The sequence below is a fragment of the Pseudomonas sp. LB-090624 genome (assembly GCF_003205205.1).
Classification (GTDB): Bacteria; Pseudomonadota; Gammaproteobacteria; order Pseudomonadales; family Pseudomonadaceae; genus Aquipseudomonas.
Genome location: NZ_QJRL01000001.1, coordinates 322,204 through 348,951 on the forward strand (window position 1 = coordinate 322,204; position 26,748 = coordinate 348,951).

The 26,748-nt window shown below is 62.0% G+C and carries 22 protein-coding genes; 6 read left to right on the forward strand and 16 right to left on the reverse strand.

Annotated elements, in window-relative coordinates:
• Nucleotides 1-21: 21 nt before the first annotated feature.
• From DMX11_RS01520 to DMX11_RS01545, 6 genes are all read right to left on the reverse strand, one after another.
• On the reverse strand, nt 22-1,350 hold the full coding sequence (locus tag DMX11_RS01520) for a sigma-54 dependent transcriptional regulator (protein WP_110742764.1): 1,329 nt from the start codon (nt 1,348-1,350) through the stop codon (nt 22-24).
• Nucleotides 1,347-3,251: an ATP-binding protein gene (locus DMX11_RS01525; RefSeq protein ID WP_110742766.1), complete on the reverse strand. Its 1,905-nt coding sequence runs from the start codon at nt 3,249-3,251 to the stop codon at nt 1,347-1,349. Before DMX11_RS01525 ends, DMX11_RS01520 begins: the two co-directional genes overlap by 4 nt.
• Nucleotides 3,252-3,323: 72 nt before the next feature.
• Nucleotides 3,324-4,058 (reverse strand): amino acid ABC transporter ATP-binding protein, encoded by a 735-nt coding sequence (locus tag DMX11_RS01530; RefSeq protein ID WP_110742768.1) that lies wholly within the window; start codon nt 4,056-4,058, stop codon nt 3,324-3,326.
• Nucleotides 4,055-4,726 carry an amino acid ABC transporter permease gene (locus DMX11_RS01535; protein ID WP_110742770.1) on the reverse strand — a complete coding sequence of 224 codons (672 nt, stop codon included), beginning with the start codon at nt 4,724-4,726 and terminating at the stop codon, nt 4,055-4,057. The genes DMX11_RS01530 and DMX11_RS01535 overlap by 4 nt, the downstream gene beginning before the upstream one ends.
• Nucleotides 4,727-5,473, reverse strand: coding sequence for an amino acid ABC transporter permease (locus tag DMX11_RS01540; RefSeq protein WP_110742772.1), 747 nt, complete (start codon nt 5,471-5,473; stop codon nt 4,727-4,729).
• Nucleotides 5,474-5,619: 146 nt separating this feature from the next.
• The gene (locus DMX11_RS01545; protein WP_110742774.1) at nt 5,620-6,537 is read right to left on the reverse strand and encodes a glutamate/aspartate ABC transporter substrate-binding protein; all 918 of its coding nucleotides are present in this window, start codon (nt 6,535-6,537) and stop codon (nt 5,620-5,622) included.
• Nucleotides 6,538-6,868: 331 nt separating this feature from the next.
• Between DMX11_RS01545 and DMX11_RS01550 the strand changes: the two genes are divergently transcribed.
• Nucleotides 6,869-11,191, forward strand: coding sequence for an NEL-type E3 ubiquitin ligase domain-containing protein (locus tag DMX11_RS01550; RefSeq protein ID WP_110742776.1), 4,323 nt, complete (start codon nt 6,869-6,871; stop codon nt 11,189-11,191).
• A 26-nt stretch (nt 11,192-11,217) separates the two neighbouring features.
• Here the strand turns inward: DMX11_RS01550 and glpD are convergent, their stop codons facing one another.
• From glpD to DMX11_RS01570, 4 genes are all read right to left on the reverse strand, one after another.
• Complete coding sequence (glpD, locus tag DMX11_RS01555; protein WP_110742778.1) at nt 11,218-12,756, reverse strand: glycerol-3-phosphate dehydrogenase; 1,539 nt, start codon at nt 12,754-12,756, stop codon at nt 11,218-11,220.
• 174 nt (nt 12,757-12,930) lie between these two features.
• Nucleotides 12,931-13,686 carry a DNA-binding transcriptional repressor GlpR gene (gene glpR, locus DMX11_RS01560; protein WP_110742780.1) on the reverse strand — a complete coding sequence of 252 codons (756 nt, stop codon included), beginning with the start codon at nt 13,684-13,686 and terminating at the stop codon, nt 12,931-12,933.
• A 141-nt stretch (nt 13,687-13,827) separates the two neighbouring features.
• Nucleotides 13,828-15,327 (reverse strand): glycerol kinase GlpK, encoded by a 1,500-nt coding sequence (glpK, locus tag DMX11_RS01565; RefSeq protein WP_110742781.1) that lies wholly within the window; start codon nt 15,325-15,327, stop codon nt 13,828-13,830.
• Nucleotides 15,328-15,378: 51 nt separating this feature from the next.
• Nucleotides 15,379-16,230, reverse strand: coding sequence for an MIP/aquaporin family protein (locus DMX11_RS01570; protein WP_110742782.1), 852 nt, complete (start codon nt 16,228-16,230; stop codon nt 15,379-15,381).
• Between the two features lie 304 nt (nt 16,231-16,534).
• On the opposite strand from DMX11_RS01570, the gene ybaK reads away from it, so the two are divergent.
• Entirely contained in the window at nt 16,535-17,005 is a 471-nt protein-coding gene (gene ybaK, locus DMX11_RS01575; RefSeq protein WP_110742783.1) for a Cys-tRNA(Pro) deacylase, read from the forward strand.
• Nucleotides 17,006-17,043: 38 nt separating this feature from the next.
• Here ybaK and DMX11_RS01580 read toward each other — a convergent pair whose 3' ends face one another.
• Together DMX11_RS01580 and argF are read right to left on the reverse strand one after the other, a co-directional pair.
• Nucleotides 17,044-18,153 (reverse strand): ABC transporter ATP-binding protein, encoded by a 1,110-nt coding sequence (locus tag DMX11_RS01580; protein WP_110742784.1) that lies wholly within the window; start codon nt 18,151-18,153, stop codon nt 17,044-17,046.
• A complete protein-coding gene (gene argF / locus DMX11_RS01585) occupies nt 18,150-19,070 on the reverse strand; it encodes an ornithine carbamoyltransferase (RefSeq protein ID WP_110742785.1) in 921 nt (306 codons plus the stop codon). The genes DMX11_RS01580 and argF overlap by 4 nt, the downstream gene beginning before the upstream one ends.
• Before the next feature lie 384 nt (nt 19,071-19,454).
• On the opposite strand from argF, the gene DMX11_RS01590 reads away from it, so the two are divergent.
• Nucleotides 19,455-21,563 carry a molybdopterin oxidoreductase family protein gene (locus DMX11_RS01590; protein ID WP_110742786.1) on the forward strand — a complete coding sequence of 703 codons (2,109 nt, stop codon included), beginning with the start codon at nt 19,455-19,457 and terminating at the stop codon, nt 21,561-21,563.
• A 91-nt stretch (nt 21,564-21,654) separates the two neighbouring features.
• The gene (gene grxD / locus DMX11_RS01595) at nt 21,655-21,990 is read left to right on the forward strand and encodes a Grx4 family monothiol glutaredoxin (RefSeq protein WP_110742788.1); all 336 of its coding nucleotides are present in this window, start codon (nt 21,655-21,657) and stop codon (nt 21,988-21,990) included.
• A gap of 56 nt (nt 21,991-22,046) precedes the next feature.
• Here grxD and bfr read toward each other — a convergent pair whose 3' ends face one another.
• The gene (gene bfr, locus DMX11_RS01600) at nt 22,047-22,520 is read right to left on the reverse strand and encodes a bacterioferritin (protein ID WP_110742790.1); all 474 of its coding nucleotides are present in this window, start codon (nt 22,518-22,520) and stop codon (nt 22,047-22,049) included.
• Nucleotides 22,521-22,720: 200 nt separating this feature from the next.
• On the reverse strand, nt 22,721-22,939 hold the full coding sequence (locus DMX11_RS01605; protein WP_016488781.1) for a bacterioferritin-associated ferredoxin: 219 nt from the start codon (nt 22,937-22,939) through the stop codon (nt 22,721-22,723).
• 224 nt (nt 22,940-23,163) lie between these two features.
• Between DMX11_RS01605 and DMX11_RS01615 the strand changes: the two genes are divergently transcribed.
• Nucleotides 23,164-23,766, forward strand: a complete 603-nt coding sequence (locus DMX11_RS01615; protein ID WP_012273884.1) for a peroxiredoxin — start codon at nt 23,164-23,166, stop codon at nt 23,764-23,766.
• Nucleotides 23,767-23,853: 87 nt separating this feature from the next.
• On the opposite strand, the gene rnt is transcribed toward DMX11_RS01615, so the two are convergent.
• Both rnt and pyrC read right to left on the reverse strand, forming a co-directional pair.
• Nucleotides 23,854-24,465 (reverse strand): ribonuclease T, encoded by a 612-nt coding sequence (rnt, locus tag DMX11_RS01620; protein ID WP_236548543.1) that lies wholly within the window; start codon nt 24,463-24,465, stop codon nt 23,854-23,856.
• A 59-nt stretch (nt 24,466-24,524) separates the two neighbouring features.
• Nucleotides 24,525-25,571 carry a dihydroorotase gene (gene pyrC, locus DMX11_RS01625; RefSeq protein WP_110742793.1) on the reverse strand — a complete coding sequence of 349 codons (1,047 nt, stop codon included), beginning with the start codon at nt 25,569-25,571 and terminating at the stop codon, nt 24,525-24,527.
• Nucleotides 25,572-25,701: 130 nt separating this feature from the next.
• Here pyrC and DMX11_RS01630 point away from each other — a divergent pair, with 130 nt between their 5' ends.
• Nucleotides 25,702-26,664: an OmpA family protein gene (locus tag DMX11_RS01630; protein ID WP_110742795.1), complete on the forward strand. Its 963-nt coding sequence runs from the start codon at nt 25,702-25,704 to the stop codon at nt 26,662-26,664.
• Nucleotides 26,665-26,748 lie beyond the last annotated feature (84 nt).

The window sequence follows — 26,748 nt, forward strand, 5'->3', positions numbered from 1 at the left end:
TCTTTCCAGTTGGGGTTGAGGTCAGCCGAGGCCGTATTTTTTCACTTTGTCGAACAGCGTGGTCTTGGCCATGCCCAGCTCCTGGCTGGCCTGGCTCAGGTTGCCGCCGGTGCGTTGCAGGGCATCGCTGAGCAGGTTGCGCTCAAACGCTTCTACCGCTTCGGCAAAACCCAGACCCTGGCTGGCGCTTCCGCTGGGGCCCTTCTTGAAGGCTGGCAGGCCGAGGGCATGGCGCTCGGCGACGTTGCGCAATTCACGCACGTTGCCTGGCCAGTCATGGGCCATCAGGCGTGAAAGGGTCTGGCTGTCCAGCGTCGGTGTTTCGCGGTCGAAGCGCAGGGCCGACTGCTGCAGGAAATGTTCGAACAGTTGCAGGATATCTTCGCGGCGCTCGCGCAGTGGCGGCAGCTCCAGGGTTACCACGTTCAGCCGGTAGTACAGGTCGCTGCGGAACTGGCCGCTCTGGCCCAAGCTGTCGAGGTCGGCTTTGGTCGCGGCGATGACCCGGCAGTCCACCGGGATGCTCTGGTTCGAGCCCAGGCGCTCCAGGGTGCGCTCCTGTAACACGCGCAGCAGCTTGATCTGCAGGTTGATCGGCATGCTTTCCACTTCATCGAGGAACAGCGTGCCGCCATTGGCATGTTCGATCTTGCCGATGCGGCGCTTGCCGGCACCTGTGAAGGCATTGGCTTCGTGGCCGAAAATCTCGCTCTCGAACAGGTTTTCCGGCAGGCCACCGCAGTTCAGCGCCACGAATGGCTGCCCCTGGCGGCGGCTGAAGTCGTGCAGGCAGCGGGCGACCAGTTCCTTGCCGGTGCCGGTCTCGCCTTCAATCAGTACGTTGGCCGAGGTGTCGGCGACGTTGGCGATCAGTTCGCGCAGGTGCTCCATGGCTGGCGAACGGCCAATGATGCGCCCCTCCAGGCTGCTCTGTTCGGCGAGCTGACGGCGCAGGGCAAGCACCTCGCGTGACAGCCCGCGTTGTTCCAGAGCGCGGCGCACCACGTCGACCAGGCGCTCGGGAGAGAACGGTTTTTCCATGAAGTCATAGGCGCCGTTGCGCATGGCGCCGACCGCCATGTCGATATCACCGTGGCCGGTAATCAGTACCACCGGCAGGCTCCGGTCGCGGGCCTTGAGGCGGTTCAGCAGCTCCAGACCATCGATGCCCGGCAGGCGAATATCACTCACGACAATCCCGGCGAAATCGTCGCCGATGCGCTCCAGCGCCTGTTCGGCACTGCCCACGCCTTCGCAGGCGATGTCTTCCAGGGCCAACGCCTGTTGGCAGCCGAGCAGCACATGCGGGTCGTCTTCGACGATCAGGACAGTAAGAGGCGCTTGGTTCATGGTTGCTCTGCCGATTCGGTAGGGGGAGAAACCAGCGGCAGGGCCAGGACGAAGGCCGTGCCGCCAGTGGCGGGGTGCTCGACGTTGAGGCTGCCCTTGGCGGCGGCAGCGAGGCTTGCCGACAAGGTCAGGCCCAGGCCCAGGCCGTGTTCGCCCGGTTTGGTGGTGAAGAAAGGTTCGAACAAGTGCTTGCGTGCCTCGGCGTCGATACCGTGGCCATTGTCGCGTACTTGCAGGCGGTACTTGTCACCCTGCAATTCGCCCTCGAGCCACAGCTCGGGCAGCGGTTGCGCGGCCATGGCGTCGAGGGCATTGCCGATCAGGTTGACCAGAATCTGCTCCAGGCGGGTCTGGTCGATCGCCAGTTGCTGGTCGTCGAAATGCGGGTGCAACTGCAAACGGCAGGCGCTGATGCGGTTGGCCAGTACCTGCAACGTGGCTTCTACCGCCTTGGCCAGCGACGCCTGGCCGCTGTCGTCGCCGCGTCGGGCGAACGAGCGCAGGCTGGCGGTAATGCGGCCCATACGGTCGATCAGGTCGTTCATCGTGCGCAGGTTGGTGCTGGCGGTTTCCAGTGCCCCGCGCTCGAGGAAGCGCACGGTATTGCCTGACAAGGTGCGCAGCGCGGCCAGTGGCTGGTTCAGCTCATGGGCAATGCTGGTGGACATCTGCCCGATAGCGGCCAGTTTGCCGGCCTGTACCAGTTCATCCTGGGCGTGGCGCAGGGTCTGCTCGGCATGCCGGCGCTCGCGAATTTGGCCTTTCAGGCGTTCGTTGCTGGCGCGCAGGTCAGCGGTGCGTTCGGTAATCCGCCGCTCCAGCTGGCTGTTGGCTTCTTCCAGCGCCTCGCGTGCCGCCAGCCGGGTGGCGATGACCTTGCGCCGCTCGTTCCAGGCGATGCCGAGGATGGCCAGCAGGGCGAAAGCCACCCCCACCAGAATGCCTTGCACCATGGACTCGCGGCGCAAATCCTGCAGCGGGGTCAGCAGGGTGAAGTGCCACGGTGTATCGGCCAGCCGCCGCGTCTGTGCCAGGTAGGCAACTTCATGGGGTTTGCCCTGGGCCGTTTCGCTGTTGGCCGGGAAGGTCAGTTTTTCCACGCCATCGGCCAGGGTTTCCCGGCCCAGGGGCTGCAGCTCGTTCAGTGGCCACCAGTAGTATTGCAGGCTGCGCGCCAGGCGCTCCTTGATTTGCGGGGTCAACGGGCGCACCGACTTGAGGCGCCGGGCCGGGTCGCTGGAAAGAATGATGATGCCATTCTCGTCACTGACGAACGCCTCCAGGCGCGCACGCTGCCAGCGCTCCTCAAGCGTGTCCAGGCGCACCTTGATCACTGCCACGCCAATGATCTTGCCGTGTTCTTCCAGGCCATGGGCAAGGTAGTAGCCGGCTTCGCCAGTGGTGCTGCCAATGCCGTAAAAACGCCCGGGTTCACCGCGCACGGCAGTCTGGAAGTACGCGCGGAACGACAGGTCCTCACCCAGGAACGAATCGGCATCGCGCCAGTTGCTGGTGGCCTGGACCCGGCCATTGGTATCGAGGACGAAGATGGCCCGGCTGCGGCTGCGCCGGTTCAGGCCCTCAAGGTATTCGTTGACCGTCTGGCGCGAGCCGCCGTCCGGGTCGGTAAGCAGGTGCGAGACGCTGTCTTCCAGCTCCAGCAGGCTCGGCAGGTAGGTGTACTTGCTGATCTCGCTTTCCACCGTGCGCGCGTGCAGCTCCAGCTGGCGTTCGCCGTTTTCGCTGAGCGTGCGGATGCCATTGTTTTCGCTGATCAGGTAGCCAGCCACCCCAAGACCGACCATCAGCAGGATGACCAGTGGTGGCAATAGCAATTGGCGGAGCAGGCGGGATTTCACGGCAGGCTTGGCAGGGAGAAGAAGCGAAGGGTCGCATTTCATCACAGTGGCCTTGTCACGACCAGCGCCTGCTGCCCGAAGGGCAGCGGCGCCGACCGATCCAGTGATGCAAAATCAGTGTTGCAGGATCTTGCTAAGGAAGTGCTGGGTACGTTCGTGGCGGGCGCTCGGGTCGCCGAAGAACGCTTCCTTCTGGCAGTCCTCGATGATATTGCCCTTGTCCATGAAGATCACGCGGTTGGCCACTTTGCGGGCGAAGCCCATTTCGTGGGTCACACACATCATGGTCATGCCTTCATGGGCCAGTTCGACCATCACGTCGAGTACTTCGTTGACCATTTCCGGGTCCAGCGCCGAGGTTGGTTCGTCGAACAGCATGACGATTGGGTCCATCGACAGGGCCCGGGCGATAGCCACGCGCTGCTGCTGGCCGCCTGACAACTGGCCAGGATGCTTCTTGGCGTGGGCGCTTAGGCCGACGCGGTCGAGCAGGGCCAGGCCCTTCTTGGTCGCTTCCGCCTCGCTGCGGCCCAGCACCTTGCGCTGGGCGATGGTCAGGTTTTCGGTGATCGTCAGGTGTGGAAACAGCTCGAAGTGCTGAAACACCATGCCGACCCGCGAGCGCAGCTTGGGCAGGTTGGTCTTCGGGTCGGCGATCGAGGTGCCATCAACCACGATGTCGCCCTTCTGGAACGGCTCCAGCGCGTTGACGCATTTGATCAGGGTGGATTTGCCCGAGCCCGACGGACCGCAGACCACTACCACCTCACCCTTCTTCACTTCGGTGGTGCAGTCGGTGAGCACCTGGAAGTCGCCGTACCACTTGTTGACGTTCTTGATGGAAATCATACGGTGATCCTTTTTTGCAGGCGCTTGACCAGCCACGAAGCGGAGAAGCTGATGATGAAGTACACGACACCGGCGAAGATCAGGAACTCATGGGAGCGCCCGATAATGTCGCCGTTGGAGCGTGCCGAGTTGAGGAAGTCCACCAGGCCCACTGTGTACACCAGCGAGGTATCCTGGAACAGGATGATGCTCTGCTGCAGCAGCAGCGGGGTCATCTTGCGGAAGGCCTGGGGCAGAATGATCAGGCGCATGGTCTGGCCGTAGGTCATGCCCAGGGCTTGTGCGGCGCCCATCTGGCCCTTGGAGATCGACTGCACGCCTGCGCGGACGATTTCGCAGAAGTAGGCGGCCTCGAACATCATGAACGCCACCACGCACGAGGTGAAGGCACCCACCGGGGTGTCCTCGCCGGTGATCCAGCGCAGCACGAACGGCACCGCCAGGTAGAACCAGGTGATGACCAGCAGCAGCGGGATCGAGCGGAAGTAGTTGACGTAGGCACCGGCCACGCGCGACAGCAGCTTGTTCGATGACAGGCGCATCAGGGCCAGGATGGTGCCCAGCACGATACCGCCTACCACGCCCATGACCATCAGTTGCAGGGTCATGAGCATGCCTTCCCACAGCGCCGGCAGGGCAGGGATGATTTCGCTGAAGTCCATTTCCATTTACTTGCCCCCCACGGAGATCAGGCCAGGCACGGCGACTTTCTTCTCGACCATGCGCATCAGCAGCATCAGGCCCATGTTCAGGGTGAAGTAGATCAGCGTGGCCAGGGTGAAGGCCTCGAACAGGTTCGCGGAGAACTCGGCGGTCTGCTTGGTCTGGGCCAGCAGTTCCATCAAGCCGATCAGCGACGCTACCGAAGAGTTCTTGAACACGTTCAGGAATTCCGAAGTGAGCGGCGGAATGATGATCCGGTAGGCTTGCGGCAACAGCACGTTGGTGTAGATCTGCGGCAGGCTGAAGCCCATGGCCCGGGCGGCGGCTTCCTGGCCGCGTGGCAGGGCCTGGATGCCGGTGCGCACCTGCTCGCACACGCGGGCGGCGGTGAACAGGCCCAGGCAGATGACCACGCTGATCAGTGCCGAGGTGGTCGGGTTGAGGTCCTGCTTGAACCATTCCTGCAGCCCTTCGGGCAGCAGGTCCGGCACCAGGAAGTACCAGATGAACAGCTGCACCAGCAGCGGCACGTTGCGGAACAGCTCCACGTAGGCGGTGGCGATACCCGATACCAGACGGTTGGGCACGGTACGCATGACGCCCAGCACCGACCCCAGCAGCAAGGCAATGATCCAGGCGGAAATGGCGATGGCGATCGTCCAGCCCAGACCGGTGACGTACCAGTCCAGATAGGTCTCGCTGCCGACGCCGGTGGACTTGAAGAACACGCCCCAGTCCCAGTTGTAATTCATCGGGATTTCCCCTCAGACGGTTGTTTCACGGGCACCTTCGAGCATCCGGGGGCGCTGGGCGCCCTCGGATGAAAGGGTAGACACTAATGCGTGGCCTGTCGGTTGAATCGTGTGCGGATGCGCACCAGGCCACTATTAACCGGGGATCAGGACTTCTTCTCGTCCGCCGCCTTGTCGGTCGGCTCGGCGATCAGTTTCTTCAGCTCGTCGCTCATCGGGAACTGGAGGTTCAGGCCCTTTGGTGGAATCGGCTGCTGGAACCACTTGTCGTAGCTCTTGTTGACTTCGCCCGACTTGAAGTAACCGACGATGGCGTCATCGACCGCTTTCTTGAAGGCCGCGTCATCCTTGCGCACCATGCAGCCGTAGATTTCGTACGACTGAGGAGTACCGGTGATGACCCAGTCCGCCGGCTTGCGGGCCTTGGCCATTTCGCCGGCGAGCAGGGCGTCGTCCATCATGAAGGCCACGGCGCGGCCGCTTTCGAGCATGTTGAAGGCTTCACCGTGGTCCTTGGCGGAAATCACGTTCATCTTCATCTGCTTGTCGGCGTTCATCGCCTTGAGCAGGCGCTCGGAGGTGGTACCTGCGGTGGTCACCACGTTCTTGCCGGCCAGGTCCGGGAAGTCCTTGTAAGCAGGCTGACCGTCCTTGACCTTGGTCAGCAGGCGGGTACCGACTTCAAAGATACCGACCGAGAAGCCAACTTGCTGCTGGCGCTCGACGTTGTTGGTGGTGGAGCCGCACTCCAGGTCGACGGTGCCGTTCTGCACCAGCGGGATGCGGGTCTGGGAGGTGACGAGGTTGTACTTGACCTTGATGTCGGTACCCAGTTGCTTCTTCAGGGCATCGACGACAGCCAGCTGGATGTCATGCGAATAACCCACGGGCTCGGGCTTGCCGGCCAGGTAGGAAAACGGGATGGAGGAGTCGCGATGGCCCAGGGTGATGGTGCCCGAATCCTTGATCTTCTTCAGGGTGCCGGTCAGTTCTTCGGCCATGGCCGGCGAAGCGATCACAGCGGCCGCGATGGCGGCGCCCAGCAATTGACGAACGATACGCATCAAATTTTCCTCGACGTGTTTGTTTTTTTTATGGAGCCGTTGGCGGACTCTTTCGTTCAACGAATACAACAAGAAGCGGGTGCATTCGGCTACCAAGTGTAGAGCATGACTCGTGCCAAGCCCCGCTGTCGACCTTAAACCACCTGTATTGCTCGCACTTGACAGTCTCGAGCGCGCTCTGGAGTTCGCCATACCGAATAAATAACGTTTGCACGTTCGGTTATCCGAACGTAAGCAGACACACCTTCAGGCACCGGCTGCGGTAACTATGCAGTGCGTGGCAAGGCCCCAGACGTAGTGTGATCTTCTCTTTGCCTGGAGAATTTCACAGATGCCACCGCCCCCGTCCCCGAGCGATTCCATCGACAGCCTGATCGCCCAAAACCTGCCTGGATGGATAGTCGACCACGCCCAGCCGGAACGGCTCGATGCGCTACGTAACGCCCTGCGCCGCCAGGCGAACTGCAATGCTCGGCTTGGCCCGATCCTCCAGGCCATCCCTTCCTTGCAGGCCTACGCCGCACAGCTGCTCAAGACGAAACTGCGCAAGAGCGGCTTCAGCAAGCCGGACGTGACGGGCTGGAAGGTGCGGGTCTCGCAGCGGCTGTTGCTGCCCAGCGCTTCGCCTGCCCTGCTGCGGCCCACCTATGTTCGCCGCTCCAGGCGCTCATTGCTGGAGGCGGCGCTGCATAACTACCATCGCAAGGAAACACGCCCCGGACTGATGCTCAAAGGTGAGCTGGTCGATGGCAGCGGCAAGCGCCTGTCGATGAGCTTTCAAGCGTTCGCCTCTGCATGTCGAGAGGTCGACGCCGGCGGCAAGTACCAGGCGTTGCTCAAGCACCATTTACAGCCTGAAGATGGCCCGCAGGATGCGCCAGGTGAGGCTGTTTCCCGCCTGCACCGGCTGTTGGAGGCGAGTTTCAAGGCCAATTTCGAGGTGGCGATGCGGATCGCTGCGTTCAAACAGGAAATTGACGAGCGCACGTATTTTTTCCTGTTGCCACAGGTCGCCGAAAAGCCGGTGGTGCCCGCGCTGGTCGGCAGTGTAGTTCCCCGACAGTTGTACCTCTTGGGCCGCCCAGTTCAAGGCGTGCTGGCGCTGGAATTGGGCTCTTCAGCTGATGGCCCAGTGGAGTCGGTGGTGCTCTGGATCCCCGATGACCCTCGTCAGCCCGTCTCCCGTCATGCCAGCTGGGATGCACTCGACAAGGACCTTGGAAAGCGCTTCCGGGAGCCGGCATATCGTCGCTTTTTCGCACGCTTCATTACCGAGCGTGAGCGGATCAATTTCTATCGGGTGCTGAACGAACGGGTCGCACAGGCACAGGCCGCCGACGTGGAACTTGACGCCCGTTCCGCACCGCTCACCGATACGCCGTTTGTACACCTGCGCCGGCAATACCTCGCCAAGATCAGGGATGACGCCAAAGTGCTCGCCGTGCCCACCGATGTCGAAGATGACGAAGACCGCGAAGCGCGCATGCAGGGCTACAAAGAGCTGGGTATGAATTTGCTGAACGTGGCGGGGGCCTTCGTGCCGGTGCTTGGCGAAGTGCTGTTGGTGGCAAACGCGGTTCAGATTGCTGACGAAGTTTACGAAGGGTACGAAGATTGGCGCATCGGTGATCGCGAAGGGGCGATGAACCACCTTTTCAATGTTGCCGAAAACGTCGTGGTCGGTGGGATGATCGCTGCTGGCAGCAAGATTGCCGTGCGCGCCCTTGAGCGTCTGGCCTTCGTGGATGACTTGGCACCCGTCTGCAACTCCGCCGGCAAGGTCAAGCTCATGGCCACGGATCTGCCGGGTTACGACGCGCAGCCTGTGCGGGGCGTCGGCGCTCAGGAATGGTTATGGCACCTCGATGAGGGATGCTATCGGGTGAAGGAGGATCCGCAGGATGGTCGCTCCAGGATCCAGCACCCTGGTCGTCCCGGTGCCTACCGGCCGGTGATCGAGCAGAATGGCGCCGGCGGCTGGCGCCATGAACTCGAAGCGCCCCAATACTGGGAGGGGCGGGCCAACCTGGTACGCCGGCTGGGTACGCCTCTGGCAGAAATACCGGAAGAGGCATGCGACTACCTGCTCCAGGTTACAGGGCTGAGTGAAGCGCAAATTCGCCGGTTGCACGTCGAACACATGGGCGCACCGGCACGGTTGCTCGATGCCCTTGAGCTCTATCAGGCGCATGAATTACATCCTGACTTCAGCGCGCCGCAGCTGGCGCAGTACGTTGCTGCCAGGCAAGTGCAGCCCAGTGGCATCGAGCGGATGGTGCAGCGCGCTTTCCCGGGCCTGTCGGCTCGTTGTACGCGTGAGTTGCTTCAGCAATGCAGCGGTGCGCAGCTCGACACGCTCAGTAGCGCGCAGCGGATCCCTCTGGCATTGGCCGAGCGCGCACGCTGGTCACTGCGCGAAAGCCGCCTGGACAGGGCCTGTGCGGGTTTGTATCTGCCGCGTTGCGTCAACCCCGACACTGAACGCCTGGCTTTGGGCTTGCTGAAGCGTCAGCTGAACTGGCCGGACGCCCTGCGTATCGAACTGCGCGAAGGTAGCCCGAGTGGAAGATATCTGGCTGGCGTCGGCGCCGAGACTGCGCACGATGTACGGTACATCGTGCGCCACAGCGACGGCTACCGCGCTGCCGGTCAAGGCACATCCGGCCCTTATCTGGCGGCACTGTTGGCTGCCCTGGACGAGGCGCAGACAGCCGATCTCGGCAATGCTGCTGCCAGCCCAGGCACCTTGGGCTCGTTGCTGATCGAGGCCGCTGCCGGTGATCGCACCCAAGCGGCTGAGTTGTGTGGCATGCGCCGACTGGGCGTTGGCCTGCGACCCCCGACCCGGTTCGGGGATGGGCGTATCGGTTATGCCTTGAGTGGGCGAGGTGAGGGCAGTCGGCGTGCCTTGGGGCGTGGTATTCACCAAGTGTTCCCGACAATGACGGACGGGCAGCTGCAGGCCTATCTGCTCGATCTGATGGAGCGAAGAGTAGGGCTGTGGGAGCACTACAGCCAGCTGACGGGGCAGTTGGCGCGCCTACGGCAGAGCCTGCGCCAATGGCGCAGGGATGCCAGTAACCCGCTCGACGCGCTACGCCGCCGTCGGGTCGCAACCGCCGTACGGCGAAGCTGGCGGCGCAAGATAACTGACGAGGCTGGGGACTACGCGCTGATTATCACCGGGGAACGGGTCGGTAGCCTGCCGGCTTTGCCTGAGGGGGTGAGCTTTGATCATGTAAGACGGCTGATCCTCAGTGACCTCGGCCTGGGCGAAATCGATGGCGACTTCCTTCGGCGCTTCCCCAACCTGGTTGAGCTCGACCTGTCCGGCAATCGGTTGACGGGGATCCCTTACGGCATTGAGCAGATGCCGCGCCTGCGGCAGCTGAACCTGCGGGGTAACGGGGTGATCATGGACGAGGGCGGTGAACTGCGTCTTGCCGGGATAAGCTCCCTGCGGTACCTGGACCTCAGCCACAACCCGCTGGGAAGGGCGCCGGTGCTGACCCGCCTCGGCAACTTGCGTGAGGTCAATTTGCGCTCTGCCGGCCTGCAAGCGTTGCCTGAGCAGATTTCCTTTCGTGCTCATGTGGACCTGCGTAACAACAACATCCGCACACTGCGTCGTGAGTTGCAGCAGCTGCGCCTGCAGATGCAGCAGTTGTCCTTGCACGACAATCCTCTTGGTGAAGCTGACGGGTTGCTGCTTGATGAGGCCCGAGGGGTGCCCCCCGGCCAGTGGGGGTCGGCGTCCGCGCGCCATAGGGCAATCGACAGTGACCTGTTCAATACCTGGGCCAACAGTACAGCTGGTGCTGAGCGTGATCACCAGCAAGCCGTATGGACAGCGCTGCTTGAAGAACCGCGATCAGATGGATTGTTTCGCTTTCTGGCAGACTTCGTCCACGGCGAGGATTTTGAACAGCATCCCGGGCATTACCGCAGCCGTATCTGGCGGATTCTGGAAACGTGCGAACAGCACGAGCAGTTACGTCAACAATTGTTTCTCGAGGCCTCTGGCCCACGCAGCTGTGAAGACCGTCTGCTGATACTGCTGGAGCAGATGGAGCTTGGGGTGCTGGTGCTGCGGGCTGTCGAGGATACCCACGGCAGCAGGATGGAAACCCGTTTGGTAAGCCTGGGCCGTGGCTTGTATCGGCTGGACGAGGTCGACCGCCTGGCTACGCTGCACGTACAACGCATGCATGTGGAGCAGGCGCCCCATATCGATGAGATCGAGGTCAGGCTTTTCTATCGGCAGCGCCTTGCGCATCCGCTGGGCTTGCCTCTCGAGATCGACGAAATGCATTTTCCGGGTTTTGCCAACGTCACCACCACTGATCTGCTGCGGGCACAGGACACGGTATTGCAGAACGAGTCAGCGGAGGCCCTGATTGCTTCGTTGGCACAGCGGCCTTTCTGGGAGCGATACGCGCGGGAGTTTCATGCCCAGCGATTTGAAGAACTGGTGCAACCCCTGCATCAGCGCATGGAAGCCGTCCAGGCTCAGGTCGATGAGCAAGTGATCAACGAAAGTGAATTTCTACAGCGCTGTGAAGCACTGAGGACTGATTACGATCGCAGCGAACGCGCCTTGTTGGCGCGTTTGGCGCGTGAAGCCTATGACCGCTGGGCGAGTACGCCCCCTTGATGAATCAAGAGGGCTCACCTTCATCGTCAGGCTGCGCGGCTATTGGCGCGCAGCTTGTGGACTTGTTGCAGGTAGGCCTCCAGGGCCATCTGCTCCTGTGCGGTCAGTGACAGGCCTAGCTTGGTGCGACGCCAGAGGATGTCAGCGGCTTGCGCAGCCCATTCCTCCTCCAGCAGGTAGTCCACCTCGCGGGTGAACAGCCCGGCCCCGAGCGGTTGTCCGAGGTCCTCGGGCCCGTGAACGCCATCGAGCAGCCGCCACACACGGCTGCCGTAGGTGAGTACCCAGCGCCTGGCTATGTCAACGGGCAACCAACCGAAACGTGCCAGCACGGCATCGACCAGCGCCTGTACCGTTGTCATGCCCTCTGCACCGGGCAGTGGCGCAGTGGCAGTCCAGGCGCCGCGCATCTGGGTGAAGAAGGGCTTGAGCTCAGCCATCGCCGATTCGGCCAGCTTGCGGTAGGTGGTGAGCTTGCCGCCGAACACTGACAATAGCGGTGCCTGGCCTGTCTCTGCGGAAAGGGCGAGTGTGTAGTCCCGAGTGACCGCCGAAGGGTTGTCTGACTCATCGTTGCACAACGGACGAACGCCGGAGTAGGTATGCAGGATGTCGCCATGGCTCAGTTGATGGTTGAAGTGCTCGTTGACCACCTTCAGCAGGTAATCTGTTTCCTGCCCGGTGATGGCGACTGCTGCCGGGTCGCCGCTGTATTCCCGGTCAGTGGTGCCGATCAGGGTGAAGCGGTCCAGATACGGGATGCAGAACACGATGCGCTGGTCTTCATTCTGCAGAATGTAGGCATGTTCTCCCTCATACAGGCGCGGCACGATGATGTGGCTGCCCTGGATCAGACGGATACCATAAGGGGCATCGAGCTTGAGGTCGTCCTTGATGAAGCTGGCCACCCAGGGGCCTGCTGCGTTCACCAGCGCACGGGCCTGGATCGTCTGAAGGCTTCCATCGGCGTGCTGCAGTTCAACCTGCCACAAGCCATCTACCCGTTCGGCGCGCAAGCAGCGGGTGCGGGTGTGAATATGGGCGCCTAGCTCACGGGCTGCCATGGCGTTGAGTACTACCAGGCGGGCGTCGTCGACCGCACAGTCGGCATATTCGAAGCCGCGGGTGATCGCCGGCTTGAGCGGGTAGCCCGGGCCGAAACGCAGGCTGCGCGAAGCGCCCAGGCGCTTGCGCTTGCCCAGGTGGTCATACAGGAACAGACCGGCGCGGATCATCCAGGCCGGGCGCAGGTGCGGGCGATGGGGCAGCACAAAGCGCATGGGCTTGACGATGTGCGGAGCCTTGGCCAGCAGCACTTCACGCTCGGCCAGTGCCTCACGTACCAAGCGGAACTCATAGTGTTCAAGGTAGCGCAGGCCACCGTGGATCAGCTTGCTGCTGGCCGAAGAGGTGTGCTGGGCCAAATCGTCCTTTTCGCAAAGGAATACCTTAAGGCCGCGACCCGCAGCGTCGGCAGCGATGCCCACGCCATTGATGCCTCCGCCGATCACGGCGAGGTCATAGCAGTTGGCGAGTGGTGGCTGGGACGAAACGGGCTGGGACACGGGCAAGGCCTCCTGAGGCTGTTCACATCGAATATGAACATTGATGTTCGTTTTCGAAAATATTAGCGCAAGAGAAAGCCTGTCGCCAGTCAGTCTTCATAGAAAATACTGATCGGATGGCAATGAAATGAACATTTACGAAAACGGCGGGCCGCCAGCCGGCCCGCTAGCGGTTCACACCACTTCGAGGCGAATCTTGTTGTCGTTGAGCAGTTGGGTAAGTGCCGTCGTGGGCGCCTGGTCGGTCACCAGGCAATCGACAAGGTTGATGGACCCCAGCCGAACCATGGCGTTGCGCCCGAACTTGCTGGAGTCGGCGGCCAAAATTACCTGCCGGGCATTGGCGATGATCGCCTGCGACACGCGAACTTCCTGGTAATCGAAATCAAGCAGGCTGCCATCTTCGTCGATACCGCTGATGCCAACCAGGGCGAAGTCAACCTTGAACTGGTTGATGAAATCGACACTGGCCTGGCCCACCACGCCGCCATCGCGACGCACCGTGCCACCGGCTACCAGCACTTCGAAATCATCCTTGGCGGCAAGGATCGCAGCCACATGCAGGTTATTGGTGATGACTTTCAGGTGGCTATGGTTGAGCAATGCCCGGGCAATCGATTCGGTGGTCGTGCCGATGTTGATGAACACCGATGCATGGTCGGGAATCTGCCGGGCCACGGCTTCGGCGATACGTTGTTTTTCGTCGCGCATCTGGTCGGCGCGCATGGCGTAGGCGGTGTTCTCGATACTTGAATCGTAAGCTGCGCCACCGTGATAGCGGCGCAGCAGATTGAGCTCGGCCAGCTGATTGATGTCACGGCGGATGGTTTGCGGCGTCACGACGAACAGCTGCGCCATTTCTTCGATACTGACGTAACCGCGCTCGCGCACCAGTTCGAGGATTTGTTGTTGGCGTGGGGGCAGATTCATGGGCGGTCCTTTGGGGCTGCCGGACAAATTCTGCAATGATGCCGTAGGAAGGGGACTACGGCCAGTGGACGAACGCCATGGCCTTGCGCGGTCACTGTAGGATCGCCACACAAGGCCGCACCTACAGTGACCGCAGTGCGATCAAACCTCGTGATCTTCCCAGTCACGAGTACGTTCCACGGCTTTCCGCCAGCCGGCATACAGTTTCTCTTTCTGCGCCTCATCAAGCTGCGGACTGAACTCGCGCTCGATGATCGCCTTGTCGCGCAACTCGTCCAGGCCGCTCCAGAAGCCACAGGCCAAGCCCGCGAGGTAAGCGGCGCCCAGCGCTGTGGTTTCGCGCATTTTCGGCCGCTCAACGCAGGTGCCGAGTATGTCTGCCTGGAACTGCATGAGGAAGTTGTTGGCCACCGCACCGCCATCCACGCGGAGCTCGGACAGGCGCTGGCCGCAGTCCTGCTGCATGGCGTCAAGTACATCGCGGGTCTGGTAGGCGATCGATTCCAGCGCAGCACGAATGATGTGGTCCACCTTCACCCCACGGGTCAGGCCGAACAACGCACCACGGGCATACGGGTCCCAGTACGGCGCACCCAGGCCGGTGAAGGCTGGCACCAGGTACACCCCGTTGCTGTCCTTGACCTTGCTGGCGAAGTACTCGGTGTCGAGGGCGTCGTTGACGATCTTCAGTTCGTCACGCAGCCATTGCACGGTGGAGCCACCGTTGAACACCGCGCCTTCCAGTGCATAGGCGACTTCCCCACGGGGACCACAGGCGATGGTGGTGAGCAGACCATGGGACGATGTCACCGCCTGGCTGCCGGTGTTCATCAACAGGAAGCAACCCGTGCCATAGGTATTCTTGGCCTGGCCCGGTTCCACGCACATCTGCCCGAACAGCGCCGACTGCTGGTCGCCGGCGATACCGGCGATGGCAATGCCGCTCTTGGTGTGGCCGTACACTTCCGAGGAAGGGCGTACCTCGGGCAGCATCTGGCGCGGGATACCAAGGATTTCCAGCAGCTTGTCGTCCCACTGCAGGCTGTGAATGTTGAACATCAAGGTGCGGGAGGCGTTGGTGTAGTCGGTAACGTGCACCTTGCCACCGGAGAACTTCCAGATCAGCCAGGTATCGATGGTGCCGAACAGCAGCTCGCCGCGCTCGGCGCGCTCACGGGCGCCCTCGACATTGTCGAGGATCCACTTCAGCTTGGTGCCGGAGAAGTAGGGGTCGGTGACCAGGCCGGTGGTTTCGCGAATGTAGTCTTCATGGCCGTCACGCTTGAGCTGGGCACAGATCTCGGTGCTGCGGCGGCATTGCCAGACGATGGCGTTGTACACCGGGCGCCCGGTTTCCCTGTCCCACACCACGGTGGTCTCACGCTGGTTGGTGATGCCCAGTGCGGCCACCTGGGCGTGGCTGATGCCCGCCTGGGCCAAGGCCTCGACCATGGTCGCGCTTTGCGTGGCGAAGATCTCCATCGGGTCATGCTCGACCCAACCCGCCTGCGGGTAGTGCTGGGCGAACTCGCGCTGGGAGGTACCCACCACATTGGCGTCGCGATCGAAGATGATCGCCCGCGAACTGGTGGTGCCCTGGTCCAGGGCGATGATGTAGTTCTTATCCTGGGTGTCTGTCATGGTCGTAGGCCTTGCAAGAATTTGGGGTCAGGGCTGGGCGTGTTGCCGGCATCAATTGACTTGAGTATCGCCCTGGCGATTGTCATTTGTCTCAGGGTTCGCAGCGGGCACCACAGGCAGATTGCGGGCAATCAGACCGCGATAGGTCGCGGCACCCAGGCAAGCGCCAAGGATCGGTGCGAACACCGGAACCAGGAAATAAGGAATGTCCCGTCCGCCAGTGAAGGCGATTTCGCCCCAACCGGCCAGGAAGGTCATGAGTTTTGGCCCGAAGTCGCGGGCGGGGTTCATCGCGAAGCCGGTCAGAGGGCCCATGGCACTGCCGATCACTGCGATCAGCAGGCCGATCAGCAGGGGCGCCATCGCGCCGCGTGGCAGGCCGTTGTTGTCGTCGGTCAGGGCCATGATCACTGCCATCAGGATGGCAGTGATGACCACTTCGACCAGGAATGCCTGGCCGGTGGACAGCGACGGGTGCGGGTAGGTGGAGAACACCGAGGCCAGTTCCAGGCTGGCTTCGCTACCGCGCAACATGGCGTGGGCTTGTTCGAAATCGAAGAACAGGTTGCTGTACAGGGTGTAGACCAGTGCCGCGCCACAGAATGCGCCACAGACCTGGGCCAGCATGTAGAAGGGCAGTTTGCGCTTGTCGAAACCGCCGAACAGGGTGAGGGCGATGCTCACGGCCGGGTTCAGGTGCGCGCCAGAGATGCCGGCGCTGAGGTAGATGGCCATGCTGACGCCCACGCCCCAGATGATACTGATTTCCCAAAGACCGAAGCTGGCGTCTGCGACCTTGAGCGCAGCGACGCAGCCGGTACCGAAAAAGATCAGCAAGGCGGTGCCGAGGAACTCGGCCAGGCATTGGCTGGAGAGGGTGGGTTGGCGTAGAGCAGTCGTCATGTATGACCTCGTTGTTTTTGTTGTGAGGCGCGTGGCGCTCGACAGCAAAGCCCGGGGTCGATCCCCGTTGACCCCCGGGCAGATGTTGGAAATGCACCTTAAAAGGGCACCATTTATTCAGAAACGAAAAAATATAGACAAGAAACGCTGATGTCAAAGGTCGAAAGTGAACGACCAGTCACGAACTGGTCGCTAAAATCCGCCATGAACCCTCGTCCTAGAGGCGCCCGATTGCGGTGCGCTGGCTGGGATGTGGGAATTGTCCTAAAGTAGCCGCCGAGCCGTCCCAGACCGGAGCCCCTGCATGACCCCCGCCCTAGACCTGCTGAAGAAGCATCGCGCCGAGCACCGTGTGCACAGTTATGAACATGACCCGAAGTCGGCGTCCTATGGTCTGGAGGCGGCGGAGAAGCTCGGGCTCGACCCGCAGCAGGTATTCAAGACCTTGCTTGCGAGCAGCGAGAAGGGTGAGTTGCTGGTGGCGGTGGTGCCGGTGGTAGGTACCCTGGACCTCAAGGCCCTGGCTCAGGCGGCTGGGGTGAAGAAGTGCGAGATGGCCGACCCGGCGGCGGCACAGCGCGCTACCGGCTACCTGGTAGGTGGAATCAGCCCGCTGGGGCAGAAGAAGCGCCTGCGTACCTTCATCGATGACTCGGCGCAGCAGTTCGCGACCATCCATGTCAGTGCTGGACGGCGTGGGCTGGAAGTGGAGTTGGCGGCCGTTGTGCTGGCCGAGCATACCAAAGGCAAGTTTGCCGGAATTGGCAGGGGCTGAGCGTGTTGGGGCCGCAAAACGGCCCCTGGGATGCAGAATCAGGTCGCCGAACTGTACCGACGAACCCCGTTCTCCTGTCGCGTCAACTGCGCTGCAACGCTACCTGGCACCGGGAACAGCACCAGGTGGTCGGCCTTCACCGCAATCCCTACATCGTCGCCGAGCTGATGGTCGTTATGGCTGGGGAAAATGGCTTCCAGCTGGCTGCCGGTTGGCAGCTGCAGGCGGTACAGGGTCGAAGCCCCCAGGAAACTCTTGCCCACAACGCTCGCCCGTAACGGGCTGTCTGCTGCATGCACGATGTCGTCAGGGCGCAGCAGCACATCCACCGAGCTGCCTGGCGCCATGATGTAGGCCCGGTTGCCGCGCAGTTCACCCAGTTCGGTGTTGACCGCTTCATGGCTGCTCATCTGGCCACGGATGAAGTACCCCTGGCCAATGAAGCTGGCCACGAACGGCGTTTGCGGCTCATGGTAGAGGTTGTAGGGGGTATCCCATTGCTCCAGGCGGCCTTCTTTGAACACCCCGACCTGATCGCTGACGGCGAACGCTTCTTCCTGGTCATGGGTGACCAGAATAGCGCTGGTGCCACGGCTTTTGAGGATGTCACGCACTTCATGGCTCAAGCGTCGGCGCAGCTCCACGTCGAGGTTTGAGAACGGCTCGTCGAGCAGCAGCAACTGCGGCTCTGGTGCCAGCGCCCGGGCCAGGGCGACGCGCTGCTGCTGGCCACCAGACAGCTCGTGCGGGTAACGCCCGCCGAGGCCACCCAGCTTGACCAGTTCGAGCATTTCTTCGATGACTGCGGCCTGGCGTGGGTGCTTGGCAATGCCGAAGGCAATGTTCTGCGCCACGGTCAGGTGCGGGAACAGTGCGTAGTCCTGGAACACCATGCCGATGCGGCGCTTTTCCGGGGCCAGGGTGAAGCCTGCGCGGGAAATCACCTCGCCGGCTAGCTGGATCTCGCCGTCGTGCACCGGCTCGAAGCCGGCAATCGCACGCAGGGTGGTGGTCTTGCCACAACCGGACGAGCCCAGCAGGCAACCGATGTCGCCTGCGTTCAGGTGCAGGTTGAGGTTCTGGACGATGCGCTGGTCGCCGTAGCCGCAGGCCAGGTTGCGCAGGTTGAGCAGTAGGGGTTGACTCATGCGTGGTGGTAAGCCGGTTCTACAAGGAATTCGAGAAGCGCCTTCTGTGCATGCAGGCGGTTTTCAGCCTCGTCCCAGGCGACCGAACGTGGGTCGTCGAGCAGGTCCTGGCTGATTTCCTCGCCACGGTGGGCGGGCAGGCAGTGCATGAAGAGGACATCGGGTGCCGCCAGGTCGAGCAGTTCGCGGGTGACCTGGTAAGGCGCGAAGTGCGCCAGGCGCCGTGCAGTTTCCTCCTCCTGCCCCATGGAAGTCCAGACATCGGTGACGACAAGGTGTGCGTCACGCACGGCTGCCTTGGCGTCACGGATGATTTGCACGCGGTCACCGCCCAGCGCCATGAAGCGCTCATCCGGCTCATAGCCTTCGGGGCAGGCGATGCGCAGCTGGAAATCGAACTGCCTGGCGGCCTCGATATAGGAGTTGCACATGTTGAAGCCATCCCCGATCCAGGTCACGGTCTTGCCCTGGATCGAGCCCCGGTGCTCGAGGAAGGTCTGCATGTCGGCCAGCAACTGGCACGGGTGCGACTCGTCGGACAGGCCGTTGATGACCGGCACGCGCGATTTGGCGGCGAACTCGGTCAGGGTGCTGTGGGCGTGGGTCCGAATCATCACCACATCGAGCATGCTCGACAGCACGATGGCGCTGTCACCGATTGGCTCGCCACGGCCCAGTTGGGTGTCGCGCGGGGACAGGAAGATGGCCTGGCCGCCGAGCTGGATCATCCCGGCCTCGAACGAAACACGGGTACGGGTCGAGGACTTTTCGAAGATCATGCCCAGCACGCGGTTTTTCAGGGGTTCGAACAGCACGCCTCGCTTGCGCAGGTCCTTCAGCTCGATGCCGCGGCGGATCACCCCGAGCAATTCGTCGGTGGTGAAGTCCAGCAGGGAGAGAAAGTGCCTAGCGCTCATGATTGACTACCTTATCTGCAACTGTATGCAGGTCGACCGTATGGTTTTTTTTGACAACGGGAGTGACCTGCGGCGTAAGCCGCACGGGGCGGACGAAATAGGGAAAGGCGCAATACTATAAGTAAATGTCGCCTGAAGCCAAGGGGGGAACAGCAGCCAGATTTCATAGGGTGTTGCAAAGGGTGTCTTCACCCGTTGGCCCGTGCTGTTCTTTATTTGCTACAGAAGGTTGTACACGGCTTGCTGGCAATTTGGCAAATCACTGTCGCAAATCGTGGGCCTGATGTCGGTGGATTCACGCGGCGAAGCACGCTGGCGGTGTTGAAGGGCGGGGTGCATAGTCCCAGTCACGCCACATTCCACCACAACAAGGCAGAGGCGGCCATGACCAAGACCCTGCATCACCGTGCCTGTCACCTGTGCGAAGCAATCTGCGGGCTGAACATCGAAGTCAGTCACCAAAGCGACGGGCGGGCGCTGATCAGCTCGATCAAGGGCGACCCCCAGGACCCGTTCAGCCGTGGCCATGTCTGCCCCAAGGCCGTGGCCTTGCAGGACATCCAGTACGACCCTGACCGCCTGCGCCAGCCACACAAGCGCGTTGGCGAGCATTGGCAGGCCATCGGCTGGGACGAGGCGTTCGCCCTGGCCGCCGACAAGTTGTGGGCGGTCCAGCAGGCTCATGGGCGCAATGCCGTGGCGGTGTATCAGGGTAACCCTAGCGTGCACAACTATGGCTTGATGACCCATAGCAACTACTTCCTTGGGCTGCTGAAAACCCGCAACCGCTTCTCGGCCACCTCGGTGGATCAGCTGCCACAACACCTGGTCAGCCACCTGATGTATGGCCATGGCTTGTTACTGCCGATCCCGGACATCGACCATACCGACTTCATGTTGATACTGGGAGGCAACCCGTTGGCCTCCAATGGCAGCATCATGACCGTGCCCGATGTGGAAAAGCGCCTGAAGGCCCTGCGTGCACGGGGCGGGCGGCTGGTGGTGGTTGACCCGCGGCGCAGCGAAACGGCGGCCATGGCTGACAGCCACCTGTTCATCCGCCCTGGTGGCGATGCGGCCTTGCTGTGCGGCGTGCTCAACACCCTGTTCGAAGAGGGCCTGGCGCGCGGCTCGCACTTGCCGGTCAGCGGCCTGCAGCACGTTCGCGAGGCCATTGCGCCCTTTGGCGCCGAGGCCATGAGCGCACACTGCGGCGTTGCTGCTGTGGACATACGCCAGCTGGCGCGGGACTTCGCCGCTGCCGAGCGGGCGGTGTGCTACGGCCGCATGGGCGTCTCGACCCAGGCATTCGGCACGCTGTGTCATTGGCTGGTGCAACTGATAAACCTGGTCACCGGCAACCTCGACCGTGAGGGCGGAGTGCTATGCACCGAGCCCGCCGTCGACCTGGTGGCAAGCACCTCGGGTGGCCATTTCAACGCGTGGCAAAGCCGCGTCTCAGGTTTGCCCGAATACGGCGGCGAGCTGCCCGTGGCGGCGCTGGCCGAAGAAATGCTCACCGCAGGTGAAGGGCAGGTGCGCGCCCTGGTGACGGTGGCCGGCAACCCGGTGCTGTCAACGCCCAACGGCCGTCAGCTGGATACGGCGCTAGAGGGGCTTGAGTTCATGCTCAGCATCGACCTCTATATCAACGAAACCACGCGCCACGCCGACCTGATCCTGCCCTCTACCTCGGCGCTGGAAAACGACCACTACGACAGCACCTTCAACTTGCTGGCCGTGCGCAACGTCACCCGTTTCAACCGGGCAGTTCTGGCCAAGCCGGACGGCGCCCTGCACGACTGGGAGATTTTTGTCGGCCTGGCTCAGGCGTTTGCCAGGCGTGCCGGGCTGGAGCTGAAACCGACCTGGGCGCCGGCGCAGATGATCGACTTGGCGCTGCGCAAAGGGCGCTACGGGGAAGCGACGCCTTGGCAGCTATCGTTGGCCACGCTGGATGAGCACCCGCACGGCATCGACCTCGGGCCGTTGCGCGCCAGCCTCGCCGGGCGTCTGGCGACCACCAGCAAGGCTGTCGAAGCTGCGCCTCAGGTGCTGTTGGATGACTTGCAGCGCTTGGCGCAACAGGCACCACCGGCGCCGGGCGAACTGCTGCTGATCGGCCGCCGCCACGTCCGCAGCAACAACTCGTGGATGCACAACTTCCATCGCCTGGTGAAAGGCAAGCCTCGCCATCAGTTGCTGATGCACCCGCAAGACCTGCAGCTGCGGCACCTTCAGGATGGCCAGCGGGTACGCGTCCGCTCGCGCACCGGCAGCCTGGAAGTCGAAGTGCAGGCCAGCGAGGACATGATGCCGGGTGTGGTCAGCCTGCCCCATGGCTTCGGTCATGGTCGCCAGGGCGTGCACATGCAGATTGCCCGGGCGCAACCTGGGGTAAGTGCCAATGACCTGACCGACGAGCGCCTGCGCGACCCGGTTTCCGGTAACGCTGCACTCAATGGCGTACCCGTGCAGGTGGAGGCCGCTTGAGGGACGGCAAGGCCGAGCACACGGGTCGGCTTTCCGATACAATGCCTCACCGTGCCGACGACCGCGTCGGAAAGTTCAGCTGAGGTGCTAGATGGATATCATCGATACGATCAAAGAGCAGATTGCCAACAACACCATTCTGCTTTACATGAAAGGCTCGCCGAATGCCCCGCAGTGCGGGTTCTCGGCCAAGGCATCCCAGGCTGTGATGGGCTGTGGCGAAAAGTTCGCCTACGTCGACATCCTGCAGAACCCAGAGATCCGCGCCAACCTGCCGAAGTACGCCAACTGGCCGACCTTCCCGCAGCTGTGGGTAGCCGGTGAGCTGGTCGGCGGCAGCGACATCATGCTGGAAATGTTCCAGACCGGCGAGCTGCAGACCCTGATCAAGGACGCTGCTGCCAAGGCCAAGGCCTCCGAAGCCTGATTTTCGGCAAGCATAAAAAAACCCGCGTGATGCGGGTTTTTTTATGAGGCGGATATTTACTCTTCGCCCATTTGCGACTGCAGGTAGTTCTCGATACCGATCTTGTCGATCAGCCCCAGTTGGGTTTCCAGCCAGTCGATATGTTCTTCCTCGGCTTCGAGGATGTCTTCAAGCATGTCACGCGAGCCAAAGTCGCCTGCAGTCTCGCAGTGGGCGATCGCTGCCTTGAGATCGGCCAGGCCTTTCTTCTCGAGTTTCAGGTCGCACTCGAGCATTTCCTTGGTGTGCTCACCGATCAGCAGCTTGCCCAGGTCCTGTACGTTGGGAATGCCTTCGAGGAAGAGAATACGCTTGATCAATTTGTCAGCGTGCTTCATCTCGTCGATCGATTCCTTGTACTCGTGCTTGCCGAGCTTGTTCAGGCCCCAATCTTCATACATGCGGGCGTGCAGGAAGTACTGGTTGATCGCGACCAGCTCGTTTCCGAGGATCTTGTTGAGATGCTGGATGACGCTTACGTCGCCTTTCATTTGGGTTCCTGCCCTGTCGAAGTGTGCCAATACAGAGAAGTCTGAGCCCGATACTAAGGTGTGTCAAACCTAAGTTGTTGAATAATAAGTGAAAATTAATAGGAATAAGAATGTTTGTGAACCGCGTTGGAACGCTAACTTATTGAATTTTAGGCATAAAAAAACCGGACACTCGGTCCGGTTCTTTGAAATCTGGCTTTTCAGGCGGCGGTAAATTCCACCGGGTAGGGCAGGGCTGCTTGGCTGACCTGAAGCTCGGTCAGGGTCTCACGGACCACTTCCTTGGCCAGGCAGGCGCATTTGCCACACTGGCTGGCGACGTTGGTCGCGGCTCGCACTTCCTTGTAACTGCAGCATCCTTCATAGATCGCATCGCGGATCTGTCCGTCGGTAACGCCGACACAAAGACACACATACATAAGGGCTGACCATCGCTGGTTGAGTCGATGGGTTGGAGCTTAATGTTAATGAGAATGCTTGTCAAAGGACTTTCTGAAAGGGCCGTGCTTGAGCGACCGGCGGTTGCCTGATCGTTGGATTCGGCCTGTCACCAGAAGCCGTGTATGATGGTCGGCCTTTGTTGGATGTCGGGCAAGCCCGTCTGGCCCGGCAAACGGTTTTTCACCCTCATCAGGAGATTACAATGAGCGTACTCGTTGGTAAGAAAGCCCCCGATTTCACCGTTCCGGCCGTGCTGGGCAATGGCGAGATCGTTGACAGCTTCAACCTGGCTTCGGCCATCAAGGGCAAGTACGGCCTGGTGTTCTTCTACCCGCTGGACTTCACCTTCGTCTGCCCGTCCGAGCTGATCGCCCTGGACAACCGCATCCCTGACTTCCAGGCGCGCAACGTGGAAGTGATCGGCGTGTCGATCGACTCGCACTTCACCCACAACGCCTGGCGTAACACCCCGGTCAACAACGGCGGCATCGGCCAGGTGAAGTACACCCTGGCTGCCGACATGACCCACGAAATCTGCAAGGCGTACGACGTAGAGTCCGAAGGTGGCGTGGCCTTCCGTGGCGCCTTCCTGATCGACACCAACGGTGTTGTCCGTTCGCAGATCATCAACGACCTGCCACTGGGCCGTAACATGGACGAGCTGCTGCGCTTGGTCGACGCCCTGCAATTCCACGAAGAGCACGGCGAAGTCTGCCCTGCCAACTGGAAAAAAGGCGACAAAGGCATGAACGCTTCGCCAGAAGGCGTTGCTGCCTACCTGAGCGAGAACGCCGGCAAGCTGTAATTGCTGCGTGCATGAAAAAACCGGCCCAGGTGGCCGGTTTTTTTGTGTCTGGCTTTGGGGCGTGCGAAGCAGCCCCGGAACCCTGACTCAGTCGTTGAAGTCGCGCCAGCCGCCCATTTCTTTCCAGCGGTTGACGATGCCGCAGAACAGCTCGGCCGTCTTCTCGGTATCGTAACGCGCTGAGTGCGCCTCACGCCCGTCGAAGTCGATGTCGGCGCTCTGGCAGGCCCGCGCCAGCACGGTCTGGCCGTATGCCAGGCCGGCGAGGGTAGCGGTGTCGAAGCTGGAGAACGGGTGGAACGGGTTGCGCTTCAGGTCATTGCGCGCCACTGCTGCATTGAGGAAGCCCAGGTCGAAGCTGCTGTTATGACCGACCAGGATCGCCCGCTTGCAGCCATTGGCCTTGAGCGCCTTGCGCACACCGCGGAAGATATCGGTCAGCGCGCTTTCCTCGCTGACGGCCATGCGCAGCGGGTGGTCCAGCTTGATCCCGGTGAACTCCAGCGCCGCTTGCTCGATGTTGGCGCCCTCGAACGGCTCCACGCGGTGGAAGTAGGTGTGTTCGGGGAACAGGAAGCCTTTCTCGTCCATGCCGATGGTGACGGCGGCAATTTCCAGCAGGGCATCGGTGGCGCTGTTGAAGCCACCGGTTTCCACATCCACCACTACCGGCAGGTAGCCGCGGAAGCGCTCGGCCATGGGGTGGCGCGAACCGCTGCTGCCCTGGGTGTCCAGGTCGTCTTCGTAGAGGTCTTCGCTCACGCGTTTTCCTCCAGCAGGCGCCAGCGCAGTTTTTCACCGGCGCGCAGTGGCACTATGGTCTGCTCGCCAAATGGCAGGTTGTCCGGGGCAGTCCATTCTTCGCGGACCAGGGTAATGGTGTCGGTGTTTGCCGGCAGGCCGTAGAAGGCCGGGCCGTGCAGGCTGGCAAAGCCTTCCAGCTTGTCCAGCGCGTTACGCTGCTCGAACGCTTCGGCGTACATCTCGATGGCCGCGTAGGCGGTGTAGCAACCGGCACAGCCGCAGGCGGCCTCCTTGGCGTGACGAGCGTGTGGAGCCGAGTCGGTGCCCAGGAAGAACTTCGGGTTACCGCTGGTGGCCGCATCCAGCAGCGCCACCTGGTGGATGTTGCGCTTGAGGATCGGCAGGCAGTAGAAATGCGGGCGAATGCCGCCAACCAGCATGTGGTTGCGGTTGTACAGCAGGTGCTGGGCGGTGATGGTCGCGCCGACGTTGGCCGGGGCCTCGGTGACGAACTGCGCGGCGTCGCTGGTGGTGATGTGTTCGAACACCACCTTCAGCGTCGGGAAGCGCTCGACCAGACGGCGCATGTGCTCGTCGATGAAGCGCTTTTCGCGGTCGAACACATCGATCTCGCTGCGGGTGACTTCACCATGCACCAGCAGCGGCATACCAGCTTCCGCCAGTGCCTCTATGGCTGGGAAGATGTTGTCGAGGCTGGTCACGCCCGAATCGGAGTTGGTGGTGGCGCCGGCTGGGTACATCTTGGCGGCGTACACGAAACCGCTGGCCTTGGCCGCGCGGATGTCCTCTGGGCTGGTGCGGTCGGTGAGGTACAGCACCATCAGCGGCTCGAAGCGGCTGCCGGCCGGGCGGGCAGCCAGAATGCGCTGACGGTACTCATCGGCCTGCTGGGCATTACGCACCGGAGGAACCAGGTTGGGCATGATGATGGCACGGGCGAAGGTACGCGCCACGTCGCCAACGGTGTGGGGCAGGACGGCACCATCGCGCAGATGGATGTGCCAGTCGTCGGGGCGCAGGAGGGTCAGGCGATCGGACATTGGGGATTCCAGGCGGGTCGAACTCAAGCCCCAATCCTACCGGAAAACCCCGGGGCGAGCACGGCTATCAAGTTTTCCGGACAGCGTCCGATAGCCTGCAGGTAAGCCGTCAGAATTTGTGGAGCCGCCCGTGCGCCAGCGTTACCTAGCCCTCTTGACCCTGTTCGCCAGCCTGCCGGCCGGCGCACTGACTTTCCAGACGCGCATGGAGAACATTGCCTGGAAGGTCGAGGGTGACCAGTTCGAGTGTCGCCTGATCCAGCCGATCGACGGTTTTGGCAGTGGTGAATTCGTGCGCCGAGCGGGCGAGCAGCCCGTGTTCCAGCTGCGCTCGGACAGCAACGTGCTGGGTGCCGGCAACGCCAGTTTGCTGGCGGCAGCGGCGCCCTGGCAACCGGGGCGGGGCGATATCAACCTGGGTAATGTGCGCCTGGCCCGCACGGGTGTCCTGTTCAGCTCGTCCCAGGGCCAGGCCAGCCGCCTGATCAATGGCTTGCTCGATGGGCGCAGCACGGTGGTGCGCAATTACACTGCAGAGGCCGGCAGGCCGATGGAAGTGCGGGTGCTGCCGGTCAGCTTCGCCAAGGCTTACAACGACTACCAGGTATGTGCCGGCAAGCTGCTGCCGATGAATTACGATCAGGTGCGCCAGACCCAAGTCGGTTTCCCGGGGGGCGGTATCGAGTTGGATGAGGCGGCCAAGGCTCGGTTGGACGTGATCCTCGACTACATGAAAGCCGACCCGACGGTAAATCATGTCGAGCTCAACGGCCACTCCGACAATAGCGGTAACCGCCTGACCAACCGCGACCTGTCGCGCCGCCGGGCATTGGCAGTGGCCGACTACCTGAAGGCCCATGGGGTGGCGGAAGAGCAGATTACCGTGCGCTTCCATGGCGAGCGTTATCCGCTGGCGAAGAACAACAGTGCGGCGAATCGAGCGCGGAATCGGCGGGTGAATATCGAGCTGGATCGGGTGGCGGTGGTTGAGAAACCGGTGGAGAAGCCGGCAGGGCAAGTGGCGCCGGTCGCTGCGCCAGCACCGGCGGCGGCAAACCCGGCTACCGCCGTGCCCGGTGCGAAGGTGCCTTGAAGCCATCCGTCTGCTGCCAGGTCATACCGCAAATGATATCCGTCGCGCCTGCGAAAGTTCTTGTCGCTTTGTCGTCAGAAGCTG